Origin of the sequence: Methylophaga nitratireducenticrescens, assembly GCF_000260985.4 — a bacterium.
GTDB lineage: Bacteria > Pseudomonadota > Gammaproteobacteria > Nitrosococcales > Methylophagaceae > Methylophaga > Methylophaga nitratireducenticrescens.
The window spans coordinates 96,679-119,937 of the sequence record NC_017857.3; the positions used below are offsets into that span (position 1 = coordinate 96,679).

Annotated in this window: 23 protein-coding genes; 5 read left to right on the forward strand and 18 right to left on the reverse strand. The window is 45.5% G+C overall.

The features are described from left to right. Positions 1 to 16: 16 nt before the first annotated feature. From Q7A_RS00440 to Q7A_RS00470, 7 genes are all read right to left on the reverse strand, one after another. Positions 17 to 415 (reverse strand): DUF1801 domain-containing protein, encoded by a 399-nt coding sequence (locus Q7A_RS00440; protein ID WP_048480967.1) that lies wholly within the window; start codon positions 413 to 415, stop codon positions 17 to 19. A 170-nt stretch (positions 416 to 585) separates the two neighbouring features. Beyond that, positions 586 to 1,533, reverse strand: coding sequence for a malate dehydrogenase (gene mdh / locus Q7A_RS00445; RefSeq protein WP_202971543.1), 948 nt, complete (start codon positions 1,531 to 1,533; stop codon positions 586 to 588). Between the two features lie 100 nt (positions 1,534 to 1,633). Further along, positions 1,634 to 1,972 carry a hypothetical protein gene (locus Q7A_RS00450; RefSeq protein ID WP_014705335.1) on the reverse strand — a complete coding sequence of 113 codons (339 nt, stop codon included), beginning with the start codon at positions 1,970 to 1,972 and terminating at the stop codon, positions 1,634 to 1,636. Positions 1,973 to 2,147: 175 nt separating this feature from the next. Continuing rightward, a complete protein-coding gene (locus Q7A_RS00455; RefSeq protein ID WP_041354160.1) occupies positions 2,148 to 2,690 on the reverse strand; it encodes an NMCC_0638 family (lipo)protein in 543 nt (180 codons plus the stop codon). A gap of 149 nt (positions 2,691 to 2,839) precedes the next feature. After that, a complete protein-coding gene (locus tag Q7A_RS00460) occupies positions 2,840 to 3,355 on the reverse strand; it encodes a phosphate-starvation-inducible PsiE family protein (RefSeq protein WP_014705337.1) in 516 nt (171 codons plus the stop codon). A gap of 200 nt (positions 3,356 to 3,555) precedes the next feature. Further along, positions 3,556 to 4,281 carry an MOSC domain-containing protein gene (locus tag Q7A_RS00465; protein ID WP_014705338.1) on the reverse strand — a complete coding sequence of 242 codons (726 nt, stop codon included), beginning with the start codon at positions 4,279 to 4,281 and terminating at the stop codon, positions 3,556 to 3,558. Positions 4,282 to 4,832: 551 nt separating this feature from the next. Beyond that, positions 4,833 to 5,996 (reverse strand): cytochrome P450, encoded by a 1,164-nt coding sequence (locus tag Q7A_RS00470; RefSeq protein WP_014705340.1) that lies wholly within the window; start codon positions 5,994 to 5,996, stop codon positions 4,833 to 4,835. 505 nt (positions 5,997 to 6,501) lie between these two features. Between Q7A_RS00470 and radC the strand changes: the two genes are divergently transcribed. The 4 genes from radC to Q7A_RS00485 all read left to right on the forward strand — a co-directional run bounded on the left by radC (position 6,502) and on the right by Q7A_RS00485 (position 10,547). Next, positions 6,502 to 7,176 (forward strand): RadC family protein, encoded by a 675-nt coding sequence (radC, locus tag Q7A_RS00475; RefSeq protein ID WP_014705341.1) that lies wholly within the window; start codon positions 6,502 to 6,504, stop codon positions 7,174 to 7,176. A gap of 126 nt (positions 7,177 to 7,302) precedes the next feature. Further along, a complete protein-coding gene (locus Q7A_RS15435) occupies positions 7,303 to 7,923 on the forward strand; it encodes a TonB-dependent receptor plug domain-containing protein (RefSeq protein ID WP_238595927.1) in 621 nt (206 codons plus the stop codon). A gap of 33 nt (positions 7,924 to 7,956) precedes the next feature. Next, positions 7,957 to 9,339: a TonB-dependent receptor gene (locus Q7A_RS15440; RefSeq protein WP_331231974.1), complete on the forward strand. Its 1,383-nt coding sequence runs from the start codon at positions 7,957 to 7,959 to the stop codon at positions 9,337 to 9,339. A 71-nt stretch (positions 9,340 to 9,410) separates the two neighbouring features. After that, positions 9,411 to 10,547, forward strand: coding sequence for a PepSY-associated TM helix domain-containing protein (locus Q7A_RS00485; protein ID WP_014705342.1), 1,137 nt, complete (start codon positions 9,411 to 9,413; stop codon positions 10,545 to 10,547). Between the two features lie 8 nt (positions 10,548 to 10,555). Here the strand turns inward: Q7A_RS00485 and Q7A_RS00490 are convergent, their stop codons facing one another. The 5 genes from Q7A_RS00490 to Q7A_RS00510 form a co-directional block, all read right to left on the reverse strand. After that, positions 10,556 to 11,290, reverse strand: a complete 735-nt coding sequence (locus Q7A_RS00490; protein ID WP_014705343.1) for a cytochrome b/b6 domain-containing protein — start codon at positions 11,288 to 11,290, stop codon at positions 10,556 to 10,558. A 97-nt stretch (positions 11,291 to 11,387) separates the two neighbouring features. Then, positions 11,388 to 11,819, reverse strand: coding sequence for a bacteriohemerythrin (locus Q7A_RS00495; RefSeq protein ID WP_014705344.1), 432 nt, complete (start codon positions 11,817 to 11,819; stop codon positions 11,388 to 11,390). Position 11,820: 1 nt separating this feature from the next. Continuing rightward, positions 11,821 to 12,654, reverse strand: a complete 834-nt coding sequence (locus Q7A_RS00500) for a thymidylate synthase (RefSeq protein ID WP_014705345.1) — start codon at positions 12,652 to 12,654, stop codon at positions 11,821 to 11,823. Positions 12,655 to 12,781: 127 nt separating this feature from the next. After that, the gene (locus tag Q7A_RS00505; RefSeq protein ID WP_014705346.1) at positions 12,782 to 13,720 is read right to left on the reverse strand and encodes a sigma 54-interacting transcriptional regulator; all 939 of its coding nucleotides are present in this window, start codon (positions 13,718 to 13,720) and stop codon (positions 12,782 to 12,784) included. Between the two features lie 42 nt (positions 13,721 to 13,762). After that, entirely contained in the window at positions 13,763 to 14,491 is a 729-nt protein-coding gene (locus Q7A_RS00510) for a sulfite exporter TauE/SafE family protein (RefSeq protein ID WP_014705347.1), read from the reverse strand. 428 nt (positions 14,492 to 14,919) lie between these two features. Here Q7A_RS00510 and Q7A_RS00515 point away from each other — a divergent pair, with 428 nt between their 5' ends. Further along, positions 14,920 to 15,324, forward strand: a complete 405-nt coding sequence (locus Q7A_RS00515) for a c-type cytochrome (RefSeq protein ID WP_014705348.1) — start codon at positions 14,920 to 14,922, stop codon at positions 15,322 to 15,324. A 48-nt stretch (positions 15,325 to 15,372) separates the two neighbouring features. Here Q7A_RS00515 and Q7A_RS00520 read toward each other — a convergent pair whose 3' ends face one another. From Q7A_RS00520 to Q7A_RS00545, 6 genes are all read right to left on the reverse strand, one after another. Continuing rightward, positions 15,373 to 15,906, reverse strand: a complete 534-nt coding sequence (locus Q7A_RS00520) for a hypothetical protein (RefSeq protein ID WP_014705349.1) — start codon at positions 15,904 to 15,906, stop codon at positions 15,373 to 15,375. A 55-nt stretch (positions 15,907 to 15,961) separates the two neighbouring features. Continuing rightward, on the reverse strand, positions 15,962 to 17,467 hold the full coding sequence (ppx, locus tag Q7A_RS00525; protein WP_014705350.1) for an exopolyphosphatase: 1,506 nt from the start codon (positions 17,465 to 17,467) through the stop codon (positions 15,962 to 15,964). A 134-nt stretch (positions 17,468 to 17,601) separates the two neighbouring features. After that, a complete protein-coding gene (gene phoU, locus Q7A_RS00530) occupies positions 17,602 to 18,318 on the reverse strand; it encodes a phosphate signaling complex protein PhoU (RefSeq protein WP_014705351.1) in 717 nt (238 codons plus the stop codon). 23 nt (positions 18,319 to 18,341) lie between these two features. After that, a complete protein-coding gene (gene pstB / locus Q7A_RS00535) occupies positions 18,342 to 19,184 on the reverse strand; it encodes a phosphate ABC transporter ATP-binding protein PstB (protein WP_014705352.1) in 843 nt (280 codons plus the stop codon). Continuing rightward, entirely contained in the window at positions 19,184 to 20,851 is a 1,668-nt protein-coding gene (gene pstA, locus Q7A_RS00540; protein ID WP_014705353.1) for a phosphate ABC transporter permease PstA, read from the reverse strand. The genes pstB and pstA overlap by 1 nt, the downstream gene beginning before the upstream one ends. Before the next feature lie 12 nt (positions 20,852 to 20,863). After that, positions 20,864 to 23,140 (reverse strand): ABC transporter permease subunit, encoded by a 2,277-nt coding sequence (locus Q7A_RS00545; RefSeq protein ID WP_014705354.1) that lies wholly within the window; start codon positions 23,138 to 23,140, stop codon positions 20,864 to 20,866. Positions 23,141 to 23,259 lie beyond the last annotated feature (119 nt).

Sequence of the window (23,259 nt, forward strand, 5' to 3'; positions counted from 1 at the left end):
ATTCATAGATAAAAATTCATTCATTCTTAAGTTGATAGTGGATTTTGACACTGCCCCTTTTAATCAAGTTTGCTGCACCCTTGATTTTTGCAGGCTTTAAATCCAGCTCAGCGAGCCTGGCCTTTATCAGATCGATTAATAGTGTTTTGTCGATAGTCCAATCACTTGGCACCTGAAATAAGTTTTTCTTCACAACATAGCCATCAGTTTCGAGCCGAGCCTTAAATGTTTCCATTACCTCAGTGCTCCAGGGAGCAAGCGCAAGGTGGTTCTTCAGTGCTGATACGCCAAATACATAATCACTGCCTCTACAAATCTGCGGCACGTTCCAGGCAAGTTTAGATTCCAATTCCGGAAAATTTTGAGAATAACCCCAATCACCTCTGTAAGCGTATTTCCTTTTGTCGAATCCCACACCAACAAATAATCTTCAACTGGGCTAAATTTGTTTGATGTCATCGCTTCAATCTCTTATATGTTTAACAACGGTCATCAATAGAGCAGCTTGAATGAAGTTTGTGGCTCATTTGATTTTCGCTTTGTTAATACTTCAAACACTGTCTCTTGTATTCGCCACTCTGTGACTTAGTTATAACCTAACAAAGCAACAACATCTTTCACGGCATTCATTGAATGATCGAGTTTGGCTTTTTCATCAAAATCCAAATTGAGTTCAATGATTTTTTCTACGCCATTACATCCTAAAATAGCGGGCAAACCGATAAATAAATCTGTGTAACCATATTCCCCTTGGGTATAAACAACGCTGGGAATAAGCCGTTTTTGATCTTTCAATATCGACTCTATGGTCTGTGCGGTAGCGGCTGCAGCTGCGTAATAACTGCTATAACCCAGCAGATTTACGATCTCTCCCCCACCATGTGCTGTGCGATGAATAATTTCTTCCAGACGTTTTTCGCTGATCAAATCCAGAATAGGAATACCGGAAATAGTGGTATGGGTAGGTAACGGCACCATCGCATCACCATGACCGCCAATCACCAGACCATTTACATCTTTAACGCTAACACCCAACTCCATCGCAATAAAGGCTTTATAACGAGTTGTATCGAGAGCTCCCGCCTGACCAATAATGCGTTCAGTGGGAAAGCCGGTGACTTCTTTCACTACATGACACATCGCTTCAATCGGGTTGGTGACAACAATCACAATGCTATCCGGCGCATAGCATTTAATCTTCTTTGCCGCCTGTTCCATTACAACCTGATTGATTTTGATTAGTTCATCGCGGCCCGGATACTTACCGGTTTCAGGATCTTTACGCCGTGGCACACCGGCAGAAACCACCACAATATTGGCATCAGCAATGATTTCAGGATGATTACTTCCAGTAATTTTCGCATCAAATCCCGCTGCCGGTCCGGACTGCATTAAATCAAGTGCTTTGCCCTCGGCACTTTGCTCATAAATATCAAATAATGCGAGATCACCTAATTCTTTCTGAGCTAACCAGTGAGCCGTAGTGGCACCAACATTGCCAGCACCATAGAGAGCAATTTTGTTTTGCATCATGCTTCCTTACTTTGTCGGGTTTCGGTTTTTATTTAGTCCTATTTCTGATTAAAATTTTCCAGCTTGCTGGCACCTTGATTGTTAAACCACCAAGCATCCCTCATCGACTATAACTATCAGGTAAGCTTACGGCTACCCCGAAAGCATATGCCTCAAACGGAAAAGACGCACCTGGCTCCAGCCACACCGAACCACCTTTCTCCACGACTTCATGTAATAAATTCAGTACTCTGGCGTTAGCCAGACACAGTGATTGAAAAGCCGAGTTGGAACGTGCAGGAAGTAAATTCGAGTGAAGAGGCTCCAGCGAGGCCGGGCATAGCCATTCATCGGGATATTCGGGATCCTTAAACGGGCGCCACACCTGAATGGTTACCTCACGCAAAGGTTCGTTTGGGAGCTGTACTAATACTTTATCTATTGCTATTGGATCTTTCATGAATATGCCCATAACAGTCTGGTAAAGAGGCCTGCGACTTCAAATAATTATTAACAAGAATGGCTAAGAAATTATGCTGCCCCTTGATTTCGGGACTGTATATCAACCCAGGAAACCCAAAGGGTCAAAGCCTCAGTTATCCTCACAAATATTAAGTTTGGTAGCTGATTAAGTATTACAAAAGAGTCGCACTAAAGGCTACTTGATAATTGCCTTTTACTTTAGTGATGGCACTCATAACAACCCTGACTTTTTTGTCTGGTAACGAAACAGTAAATTCATATGTTTTAAGCTCATCTTCTACTGCAAACATTGGAATTTTGTTAGTAGAAAATGTCCAGTCAGATTTTTCGGAGATACGCTTAATACTCTCATTCATGTATTTGATGTATTTAGCGACGTCAGTCTCTTTGATAAAAACAGTACAAAGACCATCATCTCTATACACAACTGCGTAGTTTCCATCCGGAGATTGAAATGACCAAGCTGTTCCATCTGAGCCATTGAGAAAATGATTGGCGAGTTCAGGTGGCAGTGGGTTATTTATTCTCATGCCGGTGGTCATGAAATCATGGAGAGCATCAGCATCTCCGGCATTCTGAACACAACTTGAAAGAGAGAAGTTTGCACCAAAAAATTCAGGTTCACGAGCATTAGCTTGATTACAGGCAGAAATAATGACTAAAAACATAGTGAGGAATATGACCTTTACGTCCATGTGTTTTACTCTCCTTAGTAGTACCTATATTAACTTCGCTCAGGTCCCGTTGATCTGAATTAGAAAGCCCTATCAATAGCTGTCTTTTTATAGCGTAAGCGAGCAGCAGGCCTTTTTTCTGTCGACCATTTAGAACGACAGTAAATTAGTTATGCCCTACCATGATCCAGACTACTCTGTTTCAGCAGCCAGTAGGTTACGCCTAATGCCAGTGTAGTTGCAGCAATCCCGAGCAGATACATTGGCGTCAACGTTTCAAAATCCAAAACAATAACTTTTCGGGCAATGGCCATGAGTGCTGTAGCCACAACCAATTGCACAGGAAAAACATTGGTACCAAGATAAAGCCGGATATTAATGAAAATTTCCACTGCAATAAGCACTGCCATGAAGGCCCCAAAGGTGTAAAAAATATCATTAATATCCAAAAGCAGGAACGGCGGTTTATTTAGCCTTTCGAAAATAATATAAATGATATCTGCCACTCCCCAGAGTATGACTGCTACCATCAACACGGCAAGAATACGAATGGCAAAACGAATAACCCGGTGAAGAGCACGGAAAAACGGGTCGGGAGAGTCAAGCGGAAGCTCCTGATGCAGATCTTGCTGTTGCTGTTGCTGCTGTTCGGAATGGTTTGGTTTCACTTGATTATCGTCACCCATTTAAAACCTCAATGTTCGTCTGAATGTAGATCACCATGATAAGCATTCATATTTCCTGAGCTTACAGGTTATCGTAACGGCTAATGCCTGAGCAGCATGTATTAAACGACACCCCTTGTCACGCCAAACGCACCACAAAAAAGAGCAACCCTAGATATAGGTTGTAAAGTACCAGCAATTCCAATTACAGATCAGGCTTGTTAACCCTGACCAAGCCCTTTGACTTCTGCCGAACCAAAGAGCCGTTTTCCCCAATCTTCAACCTGTCTCGTTTCCAATCGGTTTCTGGCCAATCGCCGCAAGTTGGGAGAGAGCAGTTCCAACTCAGCCATGCTTGACAAGGCAGGCCAATCCTTCGTTGTCAGGTAGAGTACCGATAACATCCGGCTAAGAGGCCATTCCGGGTTCGGGCGTTGTATAAGAACCAACGTGTCACCCTGGTGGATCATTCCTGTTTGCAGCACCCGGTAGTACCAGCCGGTTCTGAGTGTACCCTGCAGACGGTGAGACATATCTGGCAGGCCAAACCGGGCATTCAATCGCCAACAGGGTTGCCGTGGCTGGGACACCTGTACGATGACTTCCCCCAGTTTATAAATATCCCCTACACAGACATCAGCTTCGGTCAGTCCTTCCGTAACCAGATTTTCACCAAAAGCGCCAGGAAGGCAACGGTCAGCAGCGGAGGCGGGAAGCTGTTCTTTCAGTCTGCCGTAATGGTCTGAGGCAAAATGGTGTAAGGCTTTTTCCGGGCCACCATGGTGTTGAGTGTCTCCGTATTCGTCCTGTTCCAAACCGTGTTTGTTCACAAAGGCAGAAACAGTCTCCTGTTTGAAGATACCAGTACTTACTCCGGTATCCGCCAGTGGCTGCAGCTGGCCGATCCTCAGTTGAAGGAGAGTAGTTTGAATGATTTGGCAAGTCATCAATTATCCCTGATCTAAAAGGCAGTTATTGCCAGCAAGTCTGGTTTCAGACAAGCCGCAAAAAAATTATGAAGTGGTCTTAGGGTCTGTTGATCTTTCATAGCCACCTCTGTTGTGACTGAAAATGCACCAATCAAGGTGCGAGGAGAGCAGTTTGTGAGATACATCCATGTATCTCACCCCTTTGGGGCTTGCGCTCAAAAACGCTTATCTCCATGGATGGAGTAGTCGCCTGTGTGCTTCCTGCACCCGCGACACTTGTGCATCCTTGCACATCGTATGCAAAAGCAATGTCTGGAACATTGCTTGTCCCGGCGTTTTTGTCGTCATTCTAAATAAAAGACGAGCAACACGGAGTGATGCATTTTCAGCCTCAACCCGCAGGCAGGGGCTATGAAAGATCAACAGACCCTAGCTTCTACCGGATAGGTATAAAAAACAGCTATGTCCACAGAGTAGACACTTTTTGGCGAACGTAGAAATCCTCATCCGTGTTTTCCGTTTTTTCTGAACGCAGCTGCAGGCTCGTCCGTCTTGACGAGCGGTCTCTTTTAGTTTTTTTCAATAATCATCGGCAGATAACTAAAGCCTCCGGTTGGGAACACTGCTCGTTCAGCTTGCTCATTGGGCGCATGTTTCAAAGTATCAACCGCAGCAAGAAATTCCTCCATCAAAACCCTGAGTTCCATTCTGGCCAGCGGGGCCCCGGGACAAACATGAATGCCTGCACCATAAAGCAGGTTCTGCTCACGATTTTGCTGTGGGGAAAAGGCATCTGGATCACCGAAAACCTCTTCATCGCGGTTGGCAGACGCCCACAGAATAGTGATTTTTTCACCTGCGGGAATGCTTTTTCCACCCATCTCCACGTCTCGCGTTGTGACCCGGCGATTGGACATCAGTGGTGCATCCATGCGTAAAATTTCATCAATTGCATCCGAAAGCGCATTGGTGTCAATGGAAAGACTATGCATCAGATCCGGGTGTTCTGATAAATAATTTAGCAGAATCGATACACTGGCACTGATGGTAGCCAATTCACCAACAGTCCAGTTTCTCAGAAGACTTGTGAGAGCTTCATCGGTCATGGTTTGACCATTGACAGTCTCTTTCATCAACGATGTGGTCACGTCTTTTGGGGCGTTAGCCCCAGCCTGCCGTCGAGTTTCCAGTAAGTCATGAATATAGCCATCAAACTCATGGGCAACGTCAGCCATCGCCTGCCGGTCCCCTGAAAGGGTAGCATGGTGATTTTTCAGCACCCACTCACGGAGAGGGGCACGGAGAGAATCGGGCCATCCCATAAAAGCGCACTGTATCTGTAAAGCAAAGGCTCTGCTAAAAAGATCAACAACATCAAATGGCTGACCGCTGGGCAGTGTGTCGACAAGCTGTCTTGCAATATTACGGCAGGTTGGTTCAAACTCACTCATCGCCTGAGTCGAAAAATAAGGTTCGATCACCTGACGATAGAGGGCATGTTCAGGAGGATCCATGCCATTGGGTACCGATAGATGGCTGGAAGCCGCATTGCTGAAGGAGTGGTGATCTTCCAGGACCCGCATGACATCGCCATGTCGGAATAACGTCCAATGCTGATAATCACTCCAGGCGACAGGGCACTGCGTACGCATCGTGTCATAGGTGCTTATCTGGTCTTTCAGGGCCTCTTCTGACCGGGGATTCCAGTCTGCTTTGCGGGAATTATTCGCCATTGCAAATCCTCTTTAACAAAGAAGACTAATCTAACATATCAGACAACTGTATTGCCCTGCTGACATAAATCATCTGTTGACGGGCGAAGCGATTTGCATCAACACTGTTACAAACCGCATAATTCTCAAGCTTCTGAACAACAGCCGCGACTGGAAAGCAGGATTGGAAGATGTGTATTCTGCACTCAGCCAACAACCTTCCGAGATTCTCTACTGTCCTCTGGCAAAATCATCTACCTGTAAATTCCTAGCATAGGAATCACCTGGCCAAGCATGAATACCACTTGGGCTTGTTGATCTTTCATCTCCGCCTCTGTTGTGAGCTGAAAAAACGCCAATCAAGGCACTATGTATTTCACCGCTAGGCAGCCAGCTAAGTGGAGAATTTTGTTTTCTTCAAACAAAAAACTAAACGCACTGGTTCACAAAATTAGGAATTATGGTTTGTGATTACTGTTTTTCATCGTTAGCTTTATCCATGAATTGAAATCGCAGGGAGCGAATCATGGCAATCAAGGACTGGCCGGCAGATGAGCGGCCGCGTGAAAAACTGCTTCAATCAGGTGCAGCAGCCTTATCAGATGCTGAATTGCTGGCTATCTTTCTTCGAACCGGTGTGACCGGCATTTCAGCTGTCGATCTAGCCCGAAAACTACTATCTGATTTTGGTGGTTTACGGGCTTTATTTGAAGCAGATCATCACCGTTTTTGTCAGCAGCATGGCTTGGGTACGGCGAAGTTTGTGCAGTTGCAGGCAGTGTTGGAAATGAGCCTTCGGCATCTGGAATCGACTCTGACACGAGGTAATGCGTTTACCGATGCCGCGACTACCCGACTTTATCTACAACGTCAGTTACGGCATTTTCCCCATGAAGTCTTTGCCTGTCTGTTTCTCGATACCCGACATCGGTTAATCAGTTTTGAGCCACTGTTTCGAGGCACGATTGATGGGGCCAGTGTGTATCCACGTGAAGTGGTTAAGCAGGCATTGAAACATAATGCTGCTGCAGTAATTTTTGCTCATAACCATCCTTCCGGGGTGGCCGAGCCGAGTCAGTCGGATATTCAAATTACTAAACGCTTACGCAGTGCCTTGGATCTGGTGGATATCCGGGTGCTGGATCATATTATTGTCGGCGATGCGGAAACCACTTCATTAGCGGAATTAGGGCACTGTTAGAAGGACCTATTAAAATTCAGGCTTTTGCCACACTATTGATGTATATCACGCATTTTTGTTGGTCAGCAGAAGGTTATGCTTTTGCGAATGTAAAACATATTCATTCCATTAGACGTGACCAACATCATGACTATAACAAACAAACTCAAACCCATCAGCATGGCGCTTGCCGTGATTTATGCCAATGGTGCTTTTGCCGAATCTCCCAATCTGCTGGATGATGCCAGTCTGAACCTGGGAAGTATGGTGGTGTCTTCAGACAATATTGGCCCGCTGACTTCTCGTAATCTCTCTACATCGGTTGATGTATTAAGCCAGGATCGCATTGAAGATCAAAACGTGAATTACACCTGGCAATTGTTTGATCAAATGCCAGGCGTAATGCTCACACAATATGGTATGGGGAATGAATCCGGCAAAATATCCTTTCGGGGCTTTAATGGTGAAGGCGAAATTAATGCTGTTAAATTGCTGATTGATGGAATTCCGAGTAATCAGAATTCAGGCAATATGCCTTATCTTGAATTACTGACGCCACTTGAGATTGAGAGCATTGAAGTTGTTCGCGGTACCAATGACCCGCGATATGGATTACATAATATTGCTGGCAATGCTGACATACTGACCCAACAAGGCGGCAATTATAATAAAGCGCGTGCCAGTTATGGCAGCTTTGATACGCGTCATGTTCAATTTGTAAGTGGCCTCGAAAGCAACGGTTTTTCACAAAACTATGCGGTCAGTTAACTAGATTCAAATCGTTACCGTGATCATAGTGATATCGAAAAAAGCACGTTTTCTGGAAAATGGTTTTATACACCGGAAAGTGGCCGTGCTCAGATTGGTTTTATCGCCCGCCATGGTCAGGCCGATGCTGAAGAGGCAGGTTATTTAACCCGTTTTGAAGCCCGCGATGATCCAGAACAATCCCGTCCTCACAATGCCCCGGATGGAGGGGATCGCTCTATGAATCAATTCAGTGCACATCTGGATGTTGATCTCAGCGATAACTTATTCTGGAATACCAAAGCCTATCTGAATCAGCTTGATGAATATCGCTATGTAACCTTCTCCGCCGGTGGTAATCATAATGAACGCATCACCCAGGAAGATCATAAAGGCGCTTTAAGCACGTTGACCTGGCGACCTGAAGTGAGCTGGGCGCATGAGTTCGCCTTGATGGGTGGATTGAGCGCCGAGTTTCAAGACAATGAAAGCCGCCGTTATATTGTGGATGATTTTAGAAATCGGACCTCGCAGACGCGGGATCAAAACTTTGATTTTGATATCTATGGGGGCTTTGTCCAGGCCATTTACAAACCGACCGAAAAGTTAAAACTGGTACCGGCTTATCGCGTGGATACGGTTCGCGGCAGCTTGAACGATGCCGGTGTGCATCGTGATATAAATGACTATGGCAATATCAGTCAGCCAAAATTCAGTGCTGTGTATTCGCTCACCGACCGTTATGCAGTATATGGCAATTGGGGTAAAACTTTTCAAGTGGCTTCAGGTGCCGCCAGCTACCAGAAAAATGTTTTCTCCGATGATTTGGATCCATCTATTAACGAAGGCTGGGAGATCGGTCTGAAATTTACGCCGACTGATTGGCTAAATGGTCGTGTTGCGCTCTGGGAGCAGGTTGCCTCAGGAGAGTTCAAAACAAAGTTAGGTGATGCCAATAATGACAGTGAAAATATTGGTAAAACTGAACGTCGTGGCATCGATATTCAATTTAATGCACAAGCCACCGAAAAATTAGGTTTGTGGTTTGCCGCAGCATTTCAGGATTCGGAAATACTGAAAGCAGGCTCAGATAAACCCGGTTCAAAAGGCAATGAAATTGATCATGTGCCGAGTTATTTAGTTGATGCTGGTATCGATTATCAGGCCAACCCCAAACTGAAACTATCCAGTTGGATCAGTGCGCAAGATAATTACCAACTGAACGTAGAGAAAGATACACGAAAATTTGGTCAGTATGTTTTGGTCAATGCTTCGGCCAGTTACACACTCACTGACAAAGTAAAACTGGGATTGGAACTCAAAAATGTATTGGACCGCGATTATGAATATGTCTGGTTTGATGAGGTTCAGACACTGACACTGCACTCCCCCGGCGATGGACGTGCTGTATATGGCTCAGTTCAGGTAGACTTCTAGCCCATAACTTTTTTTGATTCGCTGTCACTATTGGCAGCAAATCAGCTACGTCATTCGGATAAAAGCCCACCATGAAAAACGCCCGCCGCATCTGGCTGAGCATTCATTTATACCTCGGTTTGAGTATCGGTGCCGTGCTGGTATTGCTGGGGCTGACTGGCAGTATTCTGGTGTTTTATCTGGACATCGATCAAATCCTCAATCCGCAAATGGAACCCACCAGCGTTCCTTACGAAATGCCAGCCCAACAGGATATTTTGGATGCCTTGCAACAAGCACATCCGAAGCGGCAAAATTCCTGGCGAATCGAACAGCCAATGCATACAGACTGGCCGATTATGGCGCGTTATTACACCCCGATTGAATCAGTTGGAAAAAATTTCGCACCGTTAATGCTGACAGTCGATCCGATCTCGCTGGAGGTGACCAGCTCCCGTTTATGGGGCGATTATGCAATGACCTGGATTTACGATTTGCATTACAGTCTTCTGTTGAACAAACCTGGCAAAATCGCGATTGGCATTATCGGGCTGATTTCGTTGATCTCGTTTATTTCGGGAATTTGGCTGTGGTGGCCGGGTTGGGCGGGGTTAAATCATGCTTTAAAACCACAGCTTCGATCTGGCAAAGCACGATTTAATTATGATCTGCATGTGCTGACAGGCAGTTACGGTTTAGTGTTTTTGCTGATTTTAAGTCTAACCGGGGCGGCACTGGCCTTGCCCGATGAAGCGGCCATGTTGGTTAGGCCATTTTCTGATTTAACCAGTGCACCAAAGATTGCCTTAAACCATAGCGAAAGTGTTGATCGCATTACGGCGGATCAGGCTGTCGAAATCGCCAAAAATTGGTTTCCTGACGCAGAATTACGCTGGGTTGAAACACCTGGATTAAATAACCAAAAAGCATGGCGAATTGCGTTGTATCAAGAGGGTGAACCCAGTCGACGTTTTCCTCGAACTCAGGTGTGGATTGATCCCATTAGTGGGGAGATTCTGGCGCTTCGTGATACTAAACAAGACACTGGTGGTGATGTATTAATGCACTGGTTACATCCGCTGCATAACGGTGAAGTGTTTGGCATGACCGGCCGGATCTTAGTGTTTATTGCTGGCTTTTTACCATTAATATTATTTGTGACCGGTTTGATCCGTTGGTTACAAAAGCGCCGGGCACGGCGACTGGTGACCAGTCGCCATACGGCTTAACGATTTAGTTAATCCGCATCAAACGGTTTTTCTTTAAAGACTTTCTCACCGGTAATCATCGCTGAGGTCAGGCCGTTACGTCTGCGTTTTTCTTCCACGATAACGGCTGAGATATGCAGTACTATCGAAAACATTAACAGATAAAAAAAGTAGGTATGCAGTGTGCGAAAGGGTTTTCGGAAATCTCGCATTTCCTGATAGGCAATAGGATCAACACCCTGTTTCTGATAGGGTTGAACCATCGCTATAGCCGCTTCATCCTCAGCCACCCAGGCTTTCATTTGTGAACCAAACGGGGCCATGTATAAGTCAGTACTTGCTAACACCAGCCCCGTTATGCCTTGACCAATCATCAGCAAAAACATCAGTAAAACACTCCATCGACCTAACGGATTATGTCCCAGAAAATGCACATCTCGCCCAATTTTACGGCCTTGCAGATAGGCTTGAAATTGAGCTTTATACACTTTGCCAAACGGTAAGATAGCTTTCCAACGAGCGAAACGGTTACCTAAAAAGGCCCAGACAAATCGAGCCAGTAAATTGACCACAAACACATAACCGACCCAGATATGAGCGGCTTTCAACAGAATCTTACCCTCATCAGTAATGCCCAAATCTTTACTGAACATCAGCACTAAACCAATAGCCAACAGCCCTATAATAGTCAGCACATTTACCCAGTGAAATAAACGAACACCGCCATCCCATACCGGATAAGCTTTTAGATTTGATTGTGCCATATTGATGTTCCTCAACTTTATCGATTATCCAGTAGCATAAACCTGCTTGCTTAAATGAATCTTAACTGCATTTGAAACGGCTTCTGCCTGAAAGAAATCAGCTTGTACGGCAGTAATCACCTTCCCACTTATGCAAATACGGAGTAATTTTTTTGTGGAGTTTTAAGTGGTCTTGCCACCATTTTTTTAGAAATACCAGCAAGATCTGGGCTTCGTTATCCCTCAAGCCCAGACGGCATTGAATATCAAACTCATCCATTATCTTTGCTTCATCCAACCGGTATTGTTTCAGCAAGGGGCTTTGCATTGCATGCAAAATACCCTCTTCAGTTTTGAAATGAAAATTCAGATAGCTTTTCAATACATTGACGGTAGGCATCAGATCCCGCAAACCATAGCCCTGCTGAATGAAATAATGCAGCGAATTGATTATCGCCACCGCTCCACGATGCTGCTCATCAATGATTGATTCGTTTTGCAAAAACTTGTCCTGCCAAACGATATATAAAGGTTTTTGTGCTTTCTCCATATTACACCGCTATAGGAGCTTTAATATGTGGTTGTGCCACATAATCAACGATTTCAAAATCTTCAAACCGGTAATCCATCATAGAGGCCGGTTTACGATGAAGTCTTAATTTAGGTAACGGGCCGGGAGTACGTTGCAACTGCGTTTCAACTTGATCGAAGTGATTGCTGTATATGTGTGCATCGCCAATACTGAGCACAATTTCACCAACATCCAAATCACATTGCTGGGCCAGCATATGTGTTAAAAAAGCCAATGACGCCGTGTTATAGGGATTGCCCAGAAACAAATCGTTGGAACGGATATACAGCGAGGCGCTGAGTTTTCCGTTGGCAACATAAAACTGATACAAAACATGGCATGGAGGCAATGCCATTCGGCCCGCTGCGGCATTTTCCCAAGGCTTTTGTTTTTCGTCCGGTAACAGAGCGACATTCCAACCGTTGATAATATGCCGGCGGCTGTCGGGGTTATTTTTCAGCCCATCAACCAATGCTTCAATTTGATCATAGTTTTTACCGTCAGCCCCCTTCCAATTCCGCCATTGTGCGCCATACACCGGACCAAGCTCACCATCTGGAGAGGCCCATTCATCCCAAATCGATACGCCGTTTTCTTTGAGGTAACGAATATTGGTTTCGCCACTGAGAAACCACAGAAGTTCATGCAGAATGCTGCGAATATGCAGTTTTTTAGTGGTCAGCAATGGAAAACCGTCCACCAAATCATAGCGTATCTGCCGGCCAAATACTGAACGGGTACCGGTACCGGTTCGGTCACCTTTGTCGGTGCCGTTTTCCATCACATCGCGAAGTAAATCGAGATATTGTTTCATGCTTGATTACTCGTTTGTTGCCGTGCCGCTACTGTAAACCATCAACGATTTTTTCGCACTGACTACGGGTCAGTTTGTCTGTCAAAATGCTATCGAGAGCCAAAGTAAAACATTCAGACTCTAAAGCTTATTTTGCGTCGTCCGAGAGGCCATATTTCTGCATACGATACAGCAGCGTATCGCGCGTAACACCTAATAATCTGGCGGCTTTGGAACGATTCCCTGCAGCTAGCTCTAATGCTTGTTCAATTAAGTCCAGCTCCAGCTGGGCAAGATCAATACCTTCAGCAGGAAGAGTGAACTGCTGAGCACTGGATAAGGATTTCTGTTGCATCTCTAATGGCAAATCCTTTGACTGCACCATAATTCCAGGCTGCAATAAACTAAGGCGCTGACAAAAATTTGATAACTCACGGACATTGCCGGGCCAATCATATCGTTGTAATTGATGAATCACTTCTTTTGAAAACCGCAGCGGTGCATTGTTGCCCGCAAACTGTTTGGCAAAATAGGTCAATAACAACGAAATATCTTCACTGCGTTGATTTAACGGTGGTAATTCCAGAGGCACAACCTGTAGACGATAATAGAGATCAGCCCGAAAGCGTCCTGCTTTAACCTCAGCAGGTAAATCCACACTGGTTGCGGCCAGAATTCGTGCATCAATGACGTGCAACTTATGACTTCCTGCCAACTGACATTCGCCGGCTTCCAGAAAGCGTAAAACTTTTGCCTGTACCGATAGTGGAAGCGCATCAACTTCATCAAGAAACACGGAACTACCTTGTGCAGCTAACAAACGGCCTGATTCAATTACCTCACCATCAGCATTGGCCCGACCAAATAAATCCACTTCGACATCCTGTACTGGTAATGCCGCACAATTAATCGTCATCATTGATTTATCGGCTCGCCGACTTAACTGGTGCAGGCGCTGTGCTACCAATTCTTTACCCGTTCCGGTCGCACCACATATTAATACGCTGGCATCACTTAACGCGATCATCGGTAACACGCGCTGAATATGCGTAATTTGCGGTGAGTGACCAATCATTTCCGTCGTCATGTTGACCTGCTCACCTTGAGACTGATATCTATCCAACGCATTTTATGATTCCGGCACCGTAATGGGTTCAAGATCCATGATTTCATGATGCTGATGATCGGCTTGCGGCCATAATAAAACCATTAAGGCCATAAAGATAATTAGCCCCCCTGCAATTTTTCTAAACAATTGATTGCGCGCTAAAGAGGCCAGTAAGCCAGCAAACATACCGGCCCCCATCACTGCCGGCAAGGTACCCAAACCAAATGCCAGCATCACTGAGGCAGCATAAAAAATATCACCTGTTGTGGCAGCAACAGCAAGTCCGGCATAGACCAGACCGCATGGCAGCCAGCCCCATACCGCTCCCAACAAAAAGGCTTGTTTCAGGTTTCGTACCGGCAACAACTTCTGACCAATGGGCTGCAGCTTACGCCAGATTGGTGCACCAATTTTTTCAGCATGCGCAAATTTAGGAAACCAGCCAGCCAGATACAATCCCATACCGATCATCACCAACGCGGAGAGATAGCGTAAAAAAGGCAATCCATTGATTTGAGCTAATGGTGAGGCAAATAGACCAACCAATCCACCAGCGAGGGTATAGCTAAGAATTCGACCAATATTGTAGTTCAGTACAAAAGGCAGCATTTTTTGAGGCTGCTCACGAATATGACCAGGTAACGTTAACGTTAATGCACCAATCACTGAACCACACATCGCAATGCAATGTGCCGAGCTGAACAAGCCCAGCAAAAAGGCGGTAGCTAAAGAGGTAATGTGCGCATCCATTTATATAACCTGAAAATCTTCTAGTGGGCAGATTAACACTTTAACCTTGTGATTATTGTGTGATTTGCCATAGCCCTGTAGCAAAATACACATTTTCCCAGTTAAGGGATCGTCTAAACTCATTTCAACAGGTTAGAGAAGTTGCTATTCAAAAACGTCAAAGGTTTATTGCACATTTGAGCGAACAAAACCATGACGAAAATGAACAAACTGAAACTGATAGTTGAAATTGCTTGAATGTTACCCAACCACAAACCTTAAAAGCAGAAGTTTACACCTCTCTGTTGTTAAATTAAGGTTTTGATCATTGCGATAGCGATCTTTTGGTTGATTTCAGCAAGAGTTTGAACCCGAAGTTCTTTGATGTTGTGATGAGTGTTTCGGTTACGCTTCAATAACCTGATTGTTACGATTTATGGGGGTAAAAGATGAAGACAAACAAAATAAAAACCGTTCCTTTAGTGATGATGGCAAGCCTATTGGCTTTCAGTCCTTTCATACAGGCTGAAGAGCAACCTTACACCGTTACCGATGGACAGCTTCTGGATAGTGAAACCTATAACGGTTATAAACTCTATCGAAACTGGTGTGCTCGCTGTCACGGCACCTATGGACAGGGTATGGCGGGACCTAACTTGGCAGACAGCCTGAATATAATCTCCAAAGATGAATTTATAACTTCAGTTACTGAGGGAAAAATGGGACAAATTGGCATGATGCCAGCCTGGGGAAGCAATCCACAGGTAATGGAAGGAATTGATCAGTTATATGCTTACCTGAAAGCCCGTGCTGATGGTGCTATTGGTGAGGTCAAACCCAAAAAAGCGAATTAAACCGAGCTCGCTGGCTTGTCATAAAAGACAAGCCAGCAAAAGAGGCTATTAATTTAGCCTGAAAATAGCTTGGCGACACTGGCCATCATCGGTAACGAAACGAAATTTTACTGTTTTAACGAAAGATAATTGCTGAAGACTGAGTGAGGCGTCACTTAACAAAAAATCCACCGTTTCAGCACGTCTGTCTGCCATTATTGAAGAAAACACATCCCGCTGTCTGACCTGCTGGAAGCCTTTTGGTAAAGGCTGGGGATTGGCTGTTGCAAGCGAGGCACTTGCAGATTCGGAAAAGTCATAAAAAACCGTTTGGTCTGCTTTAGCGGGCGATCCACAGCTCAGATTGTCATGCTCAAGAGAGATGGGTGTTTGCTCGTCAATTTGTAATAGAATCAGTTCATTATGGGCAAAACTGGCGGTATGTCTGTCACTGATTATCAGTGTAGCCCAGTGTTTGCCGTCGGGGGTTTGACTGATCGTCAAGCGATCTCCTCCGGTCTCGCTTTGATAATGCATTTCTTCAGCATAAAGCGGTGACATCAACATTGCAGCTGACACAATTATCGCTAATGATTGCCACATAATTCTGCCCTTCCTCAGTAACAAGTTGACCGTTGCAGTGGGCTGAAATTCCTGTTTAATCACGAAATTTCAAGCGAATATCAATTTCCTTGAGTTCCTGTCTTTCCTGCAATAGATCTGCTTCGGTCAATGGATGTTCTTCCAGCCAGCCTTCAGGCAGTGTCAATATTAATGTATTTCGATGCAGACTGAGGCCAACATGGGTATCGGTTTTTTCACTACGACCACGATTAAATACCAGGGATAAACGTAGCAGAATCGTCAATCGCAACGTGGACTGCTGCATATCATCAGACAATTGCTTGATATGTTTACGTGGGAAACTCCGGCGCTGGCCTCGCACCATTGCAGCGAGTGCCTGCTGTTCTTCTCTGGAAAAACCCGGTAAATCTGAATGTGCAACTAAATATGACGAATGTTTGTGATATTGATAATGCGAAATTTCCAGCCCGACTTCGTGCAGTTTGGCAGCCCATTGCAAACGCTGTAATTGCTCTTCTGACTTAATTTGCCACTCGTCAGCCACTTGCTCATATAATTCGGCGGCCATTTTACTGACCCGCTCGGCATGAGCTTCATCTACATGGTAACGTCGCGCCAGGGAATTCACTGTGCGATCACGTTCATCATCATGTTGAATACGACCTTGCAGGTCGTAAAGCAAACCTTCACGTAATGCCCCATCCGACACGATCATGCGATCAATTTTCAACCGATCGAATGAGGCTTTCAAAACCGCGACGCCACCGGCCAGCACATTGACCCTTTCAGGACTTAGGCCTTCCAGTTGAAACTTATCCTGATGACCGGCTTCCACCATGTGAGCAATGATTTTATCCAGTGCTTCATTAGTGATAACGCCGTTTTCACTCCAATTCTGCGCCGTGACAATACTGGACACAGTACGAATGGTTCCAGAAGCGCCGACTGCCTCAACCCAGCCAAGGTTTTGATAAGGCCGTTGAATGGAACGTAATTTGATTGCTGCGGTAAGTAGCGCCGCCTGTATGCGTAATTGACTGACGTTGCCATCACTGAAAAACCGCTGACTGAAACTGACACAGCCCATTTCCAGACTTTCACGACGCAGTCCTTCCAGTCCTTCGCCGATGATAAATTCAGTACTGCCACCGCCAATATCCATGACCAGACGGCGGGTGTTATCAAACGCCAGTGAGCGGGAAACGCCCATATAAATCAGCCGGGCTTCTTCTTCACCCGTGACGATCTCAATAGGATGTCCCAGGGCCTGACGAGCCTTGCGGAGAAATTCACGACTGTTTTCAGCGATGCGTAAGGTATTGGTGCCGACTACCCTCACCTTGCCAGCCGGTAAATGGCGAATACGTTCTCCAAACCGCTCCAAACAGGCAATGGCACGTGTCTGAGCCTCATCAGACAGTACATTCTGCTTATTCAAGCCGGCACGCAACTGCACCATTTCACGCAGTCGATCCATAATCTGGAAATGCCCGTCCCTCAGGCGGGCAATAATCATATGAAAGCTGTTAGAACCAAGATCTACAGCGGCAAGTACATTATAATCTTCAGGTGTTTCCATAAACTCAGTTTGCTTATACGGAGGTGATGGCATTTTGCCTGACTAAGGCCATCGATGCTATGAACTTTGCGTTTTATGTTCAAAAAAAAGCCCGCTTCCACAATTGAGGCGGGCCCAAGTCGCACCGAGAGAAATTATTCGCCGCCTTTGACTACTTTTTCCATTTTTTCCACGGTTAAATGTCTGACATCCTTGCCTTCTACCAGATAGATAATATGTTCAGAAACATTACGTGAATGATCACCAATCCGTTCCAGAGAACGAGCAGACCACATCATGTCGATTACTCGGCTGATAGTACGAGGATCTTCCATCATATAAGTCATTAATTGACGCATAATGCTTTCATATTCGGCATCGACCTGCCGATCTTCATGCGCCACCTGCAAGGCAGCATCAACATCAAAACGAGCAAAGGCATCCAGAGTGTTATGCAACATACCTGACACATGCTGGCCTAAAGCATGCAGTTCACGATAATTCTTTTTCGGCCGATCCTTTTCGGCAAGATTCAGTGCCATTCGCGCAATACGGACGGCTTCGTCGCCAATTCGTTCCAGATCGGTGATGGTTTTCAGAATACCGGTCACCAGACGTAAGTCACTGGCCGTGGGTTGTCGCAGTGCAAGGATCTGAATACATTCTTCATCAATGCTGACATCCAGTTTATTAACGTCTTCATCACCACTGATGACCTGACGAGCCAAGTCAGCGTCCCCGGTAACCAAAGCTTCCATCGCGCCCGAAACCTGTTTTTCGACCACTCCACCCATGGCTAGAACACGGCTGCGGATATCTTGAAGCTCTTTCTCGAACTGTTGCGAAATATGTTGTGATTGATTTGTAGCCATAAAGGATCTCCTGAACCTGCAGCCTAGCCGTAACGGCCGGTAATATAGTCTTCCGTTTGCTTTTTGCCCGGATTGGTAAATAACTCATCCGTGGCACCAAATTCGATTAACTCCCCCATATACATGAACGCTGTGTAGTCCGAGACCCTGGCCGCCTGTTGCATATTGTGTGTGACGATAACGATGGTGTATTTTTCTTTCAGTTCGTAAATCAGTTCTTCGATCTTAAGCGTAGATAAAGGATCCAGAGCAGAGGCCGGTTCATCAAGCAATAATACTTCCGGTTCGATAGCAATGGCACGGGCAATCACCAGTCTTTGCTGTTGACCGCCTGACAGACCCATTGCTGAGGATTGCAATCGATCCTTTACTTCATCCCACAATGCAGCGCCTTTCAGCGATTTTTCCACGACTTTATCCAGCGTCTGGCGATCATTTACACCTTGCAAACGCAGGCCGTAGGCGACATTTTCATAAATTGTTTTTGGAAATGGATTCGGCTTCTGAAACACCATGCCAACTTTACGACGCAAATCAGATACGTTGACTGCCGGCGAGTTCAGTTCTTCACCATCCAGCAGTAACTGCCCCTGAATATTGACGTTATCAATCAAGTCATTCATTCGATTGAAACATCTTAGGAAAGTTGATTTACCGCACCCGCTTGGACCGATAAAAGCCGTTACTCTATGACGTGGAATGGTCAGGTTGATATCTTTTAATGCCTGAGCGTCGCCATAAAACAAATTGAAATTTTTAATTTCAATACAGGTCTTTTCATCAGCCATATTCAGTTTCGGGCCACGATTCATTGATTCGATATCAATGCCACGCGCCGCGTTTTTTTGTTGATTGACTGCTTCCATTAGTTATCACTCGCTTTAAAGTTTTCACGCAGACGATTACGGATACTAATCGCCGTTAAATTCAACACTACTATTATCAGCAACAGCAGAAATGCAGTGGCATAAACCAGCGGACGTGCTGCTTCAACATTCGGACTCTGGAAACCCACGTCATAAATATGGAAACCCAAATGCATAAACTGGCGGTCCAGATGCAAATACGGTGCAACAGAATCAACTGCTAACGCTGGCGCCAGTTTTACTACACCCACCATCATCAACGGAGCAACCTCACCCGCTGCTCGGGCGACCGCCAGAATCAACCCGGTCATCATTGCAGGAGCCGCCATTGGAATAACCGTGCGCCATAAGGTTTCCGCTTTAGTAGCGCCCAAAGCAAGACTGCCTTCACGCATCGCCCGTGGAATACGTGACAACCCCTCTTCGGTTGCCACGATAACCACCGGCACGGTCAGAATAGCTAGCGTTAACGACGCCCACATCAAGCCGGGTTGACCAAAAGTTGGTGAAGGTAGTTTTGCCTGGAAGAATATTTCATCAATATTGCCACCGAGGAAATAGACAAAGAACCCCAGACCGAATACGCCGTAGACGATTGACGGAACACCGGCCAGATTATTGACCGCGATACGAATTGTTCGGGTGATAAAACCCTGTTTTGCATATTCTTTCAGATAAATTGCAGCAATGACACCAAAAGGCGTGACGATCACTGACATAATCAGCACCATCATCACGGTGCCGAATATGGCCGGGAAAATCCCACCTTCCGTATTGGCTTCGCGAGGCTCGCCGGAAACAAATTTCCACACTTCATGAAAATAGTGCTGCAATTTTTCGAAACGATTCATATCGTTCGGTTTCACGACATCAACAATTTTCGACATCGGAATGATCACTTCATCGCCATTGGACATTTGCATGACCACCTGATCACGCACCAAAGCCTGATTTAAATCGTTAAGTCGAGTTTGTAATTCGCCATATTTTTCATTTTGTACCGCTTTTGCAGCTTCAATCTCGGCATAGGCAGCATTATCTTGAGGAACATTATCCAACTCCAAACGTCTCTCATCCAGACGCAGAGATTCAAGTGCCTGATTTATTTTGCCAATTTCGATCTTTTCAATATATTTGATTTCAGCAACCAGATTATTGCTACGTTCGAGCCGTTGCTGAAACTCTGGCCAGGCCTGGTCACCATCGGCTACTGTTTCGCCCTGTTGCTGCACGGATAGCAGATAACCATAGAAATGACCCCATTCACGACGTTCAATAGCCAGAATATCTTCCGGATAGCTGACCTCACCCATCCAGTCTTTGTTTACCCAGCGAAAATCCAGACCGAATTGATCGCGATTACCGATTTTTAGCAGGTAACGCTCAACACTTATCTGACCTTCTTTTAGCTGGTAATCAGAAGGCACTCTTTCCGCAGGAACAATCTCATGATCAACTCTTTCACCAATTAGAACTGTCGGCTCCAAACCAGGCTCGTTGTATTCCACTGACATAATGTCTGCTGGCCAGAAATGGCTGAGGCCACGAACCGCAATCAATAAAACCAGACCAATAACCGCAATCAGACTGATGGAAACTGCACCGGCATTAAGCCAGACCCACGGACTGCCACTTTGATACCAGGATTTAAATGTTGAATTAGACATGCTGATCTCTGTTTAAAGGCTGCTATATTTCTTACGCAGACGCTGGCGAACCAGCTCTGCAAGGGTGTTAAACACAAAAGTCGCTGAGAACAGCACCAACGCTGCAAGGAACAGCACACGATAATGGGTACTGTTCACCGCCGCTTCAGGCATTTCTACCGCGATATTGGCTGATAAGGCTCTGAATCCCTCAAAAATATTGAAATCCATAATGGGCGTATTTCCGGTCGCCATCAATACAATCATCGTTTCACCTACCGCACGCCCCAGACCGATCATGACGGCCGAGAAAATTGCCGGACTGGCGGTAAGTAACACCACTTTTGTTAAGGTTTGCCAAGGTGTTGCACCCAGTGCCAAAGAACCAATGGTCAATTGTTTTGGCACACTGAAAATGGCATCTTCGGTAATCGAGAAAATGGTCGGGATAACGGCAAAGCCCATCACCATACCGACGACTAACGAGTTACGCTGATCATAGCCGATACCGGTTGATTCCAGCCAACCCGGCATATCGCCACCAAATAACAGATTCTCCAATGGCAGACTTAATTTCATCGAAATAATACCGACCAGAATAACGATAGGAATCAAGATCGCCGCTTCCCAACCATCAGGAATTCGCTGACGCAATGATTTAGGTAATTTGGTCCATAGCCAGGCGGTGAGCAACACCATAATGGGGGTGAGGATCAGAATACTGAAAACACCGGGCAGGTTGTTTTCCACCAGCGGGGCCAACCATAAACCGGCCAGAAACCCCAGAATAACCGTTGGTAAGGCTTCCATGATTTCAATGGTCGGTTTCACCAGATTACGCATTCGCGGTGACATGAAGTAGGCGGTAAAAATCGCCCCCATAATCGCCAGCGGCACGGCGACCATCATGGCGTAAAATGCCGCTTTAATGGTGCCGAATGTTAATGGAGTAAGACTGAGTTTCGGTTCAAAGTCATTGCTGGAAGAAGAAGACTGCCATAGATACTCAGGTTCGCTGCGACTTTCATACCAGACTTTTTCCCATAAGGAATGCCAGGAAACTTCGGGGTGTTCATTTTCAATTTCATGAAACTGAGTATCACCATTCATTGCAACCGTTATCAGACCATTTGCCCGAGGTGACAAGGCCATTTTGGCATTGGCGTCGGCCAGAATATTCTCCACCAACAGGTTTCTCTCTGCAGTGGTGTGATAAATACCGATATCACCGGTATCATCCAACGCAACAAAGCCTTTACGAGCTTGTTCAGCCAGAATACTGCGAATGGGCGCAGTCTGTTCGGAGAAGCTTCTGACCCGCTCAATGGTGTAATTATTGTCAGCGTCACGTACTGGAAACCACTGGTCAATCTGGCCGTCACTGCGTCCTATTAATATTGAAATACCGCCAGTCAGAAATTCTGCTGCCGTAATTTCAACATCCTCAGGTACTGCGCTGATCCGCTGCAGCATTCTGACATCGTCTATGTTTTGTACGTCGTAATAGGCAATATCACCATCATTGTGAATGACATATAACTCGCGCTGATCGATATCTAACCGAATCTTTGACACCGGTGCATTACTATCCAATGGGATTTCGCGGTTTTCGTTGTCCAGTGTAAAGTCGGTTTCATCAAGAAAGTTCACATCCTTGGTAATACGCGACATAACCAGTCGATTATCAGCAGTGAGCGCCACTAAGGTGGTGAGGTCGTCATAACTTTGAACCGTCAGCATCTGCAACGGCTGTCCCTGTGGATCGATTTCGACCAGTTCTTCACCAATGGGATACTGGATTTCTGGCGTAATCAGTCGTTGTGTTCCCTGCGGATAACTGATTTTGTAGTTTTCCTGGAAGACTATCGCCTGACCATTGTCCAGACCATAAGCAAACACACCGGTTGAGGCACTACCTGCTGAGAAACTGCTGACAGAACTTTCGGCTGGGATGGGTAGATCAACAGCGGATATTTCATTGCCATTATGTGCATTAAAAAAACGTAAATTCGCCTTTTCATCCAGCGATAATGCCACTTCATTATATTCATCCAGGGTCAGATGAACATTATTGGTTGGCACTTGTTCGAATTGTTGTTCAGTACGCAGGTCAGCACTATTGAACAGTGGAATTACCACATATAGCAGATAAAAGAAGATCAGCACGATGGCGACAATCACCATGATGCCACCACCAGTTACAACAACCCGGGCTAATTTATCTTTAAACTCGCGCCAATTTCGCCGACGACGGGCCGTTTTTGAATTAGCAGCAGCTATAACGCTATTTTCAATAGTTTGCTCAGCCATAATCTGATTTGGTTTCCGTTTAAGAAATACGCACGCAATAGGGTGATTGCTTAATTTTAATACTGCTAATCAATCTGCAGGCAAATTGATTAACGCTATTAGATAAAAAAACCCCGCAC

Bases quoted from the DNA above. Each gene is read 5' to 3' on its own strand.
- radC (WP_014705341.1), top strand. From the start codon at position 6,502: ATGGCAATCAAGGACTGGCCGGCAGATGAGCGGCCGCGTGAAAAACTG.
- mdh (WP_202971543.1), bottom strand. From the start codon at position 1,533: ATGATGCAAAACAAAATTGCTCTCTATGGTGCTGGCAATGTTGGTGCC.
- ppx (WP_014705350.1), bottom strand. From the start codon at position 17,467: ATGGAAACACCTGAAGATTATAATGTACTTGCCGCTGTAGATCTTGGT.
- Q7A_RS00495 (WP_014705344.1), bottom strand. From the start codon at position 11,819: ATGGAGAAAGCACAAAAACCTTTATATATCGTTTGGCAGGACAAGTTT.
- Q7A_RS00515 (WP_014705348.1), top strand. From the start codon at position 14,920: ATGAAGACAAACAAAATAAAAACCGTTCCTTTAGTGATGATGGCAAGC.
- pstA (WP_014705353.1), bottom strand. From the start codon at position 20,851: ATGTCTAATTCAACATTTAAATCCTGGTATCAAAGTGGCAGTCCGTGG.
- Q7A_RS00520 (WP_014705349.1), bottom strand. From the start codon at position 15,906: ATGTGGCAATCATTAGCGATAATTGTGTCAGCTGCAATGTTGATGTCA.
- Q7A_RS00545 (WP_014705354.1), bottom strand. From the start codon at position 23,140: ATGGCTGAGCAAACTATTGAAAATAGCGTTATAGCTGCTGCTAATTCA.
- Q7A_RS00450 (WP_014705335.1), bottom strand. From the start codon at position 1,972: ATGAAAGATCCAATAGCAATAGATAAAGTATTAGTACAGCTCCCAAAC.
- Q7A_RS00500 (WP_014705345.1), bottom strand. From the start codon at position 12,654: ATGAAACAATATCTCGATTTACTTCGCGATGTGATGGAAAACGGCACC.
- Q7A_RS15435 (WP_238595927.1), top strand. From the start codon at position 7,303: ATGACTATAACAAACAAACTCAAACCCATCAGCATGGCGCTTGCCGTG.
- Q7A_RS00470 (WP_014705340.1), bottom strand. From the start codon at position 5,996: ATGGCGAATAATTCCCGCAAAGCAGACTGGAATCCCCGGTCAGAAGAG.
- Q7A_RS00455 (WP_041354160.1), bottom strand. From the start codon at position 2,690: ATGGACGTAAAGGTCATATTCCTCACTATGTTTTTAGTCATTATTTCT.
- Q7A_RS00490 (WP_014705343.1), bottom strand. From the start codon at position 11,290: ATGGCACAATCAAATCTAAAAGCTTATCCGGTATGGGATGGCGGTGTT.
- Q7A_RS00485 (WP_014705342.1), top strand. From the start codon at position 9,411: ATGAAAAACGCCCGCCGCATCTGGCTGAGCATTCATTTATACCTCGGT.
- Q7A_RS00465 (WP_014705338.1), bottom strand. From the start codon at position 4,281: ATGACTTGCCAAATCATTCAAACTACTCTCCTTCAACTGAGGATCGGC.
- Q7A_RS00510 (WP_014705347.1), bottom strand. From the start codon at position 14,491: ATGGATGCGCACATTACCTCTTTAGCTACCGCCTTTTTGCTGGGCTTG.
- phoU (WP_014705351.1), bottom strand. From the start codon at position 18,318: ATGGCTACAAATCAATCACAACATATTTCGCAACAGTTCGAGAAAGAG.
- pstB (WP_014705352.1), bottom strand. From the start codon at position 19,184: ATGGAAGCAGTCAATCAACAAAAAAACGCGGCGCGTGGCATTGATATC.
- Q7A_RS00460 (WP_014705337.1), bottom strand. From the start codon at position 3,355: ATGGGTGACGATAATCAAGTGAAACCAAACCATTCCGAACAGCAGCAA.
- Q7A_RS00505 (WP_014705346.1), bottom strand. From the start codon at position 13,720: ATGACGACGGAAATGATTGGTCACTCACCGCAAATTACGCATATTCAG.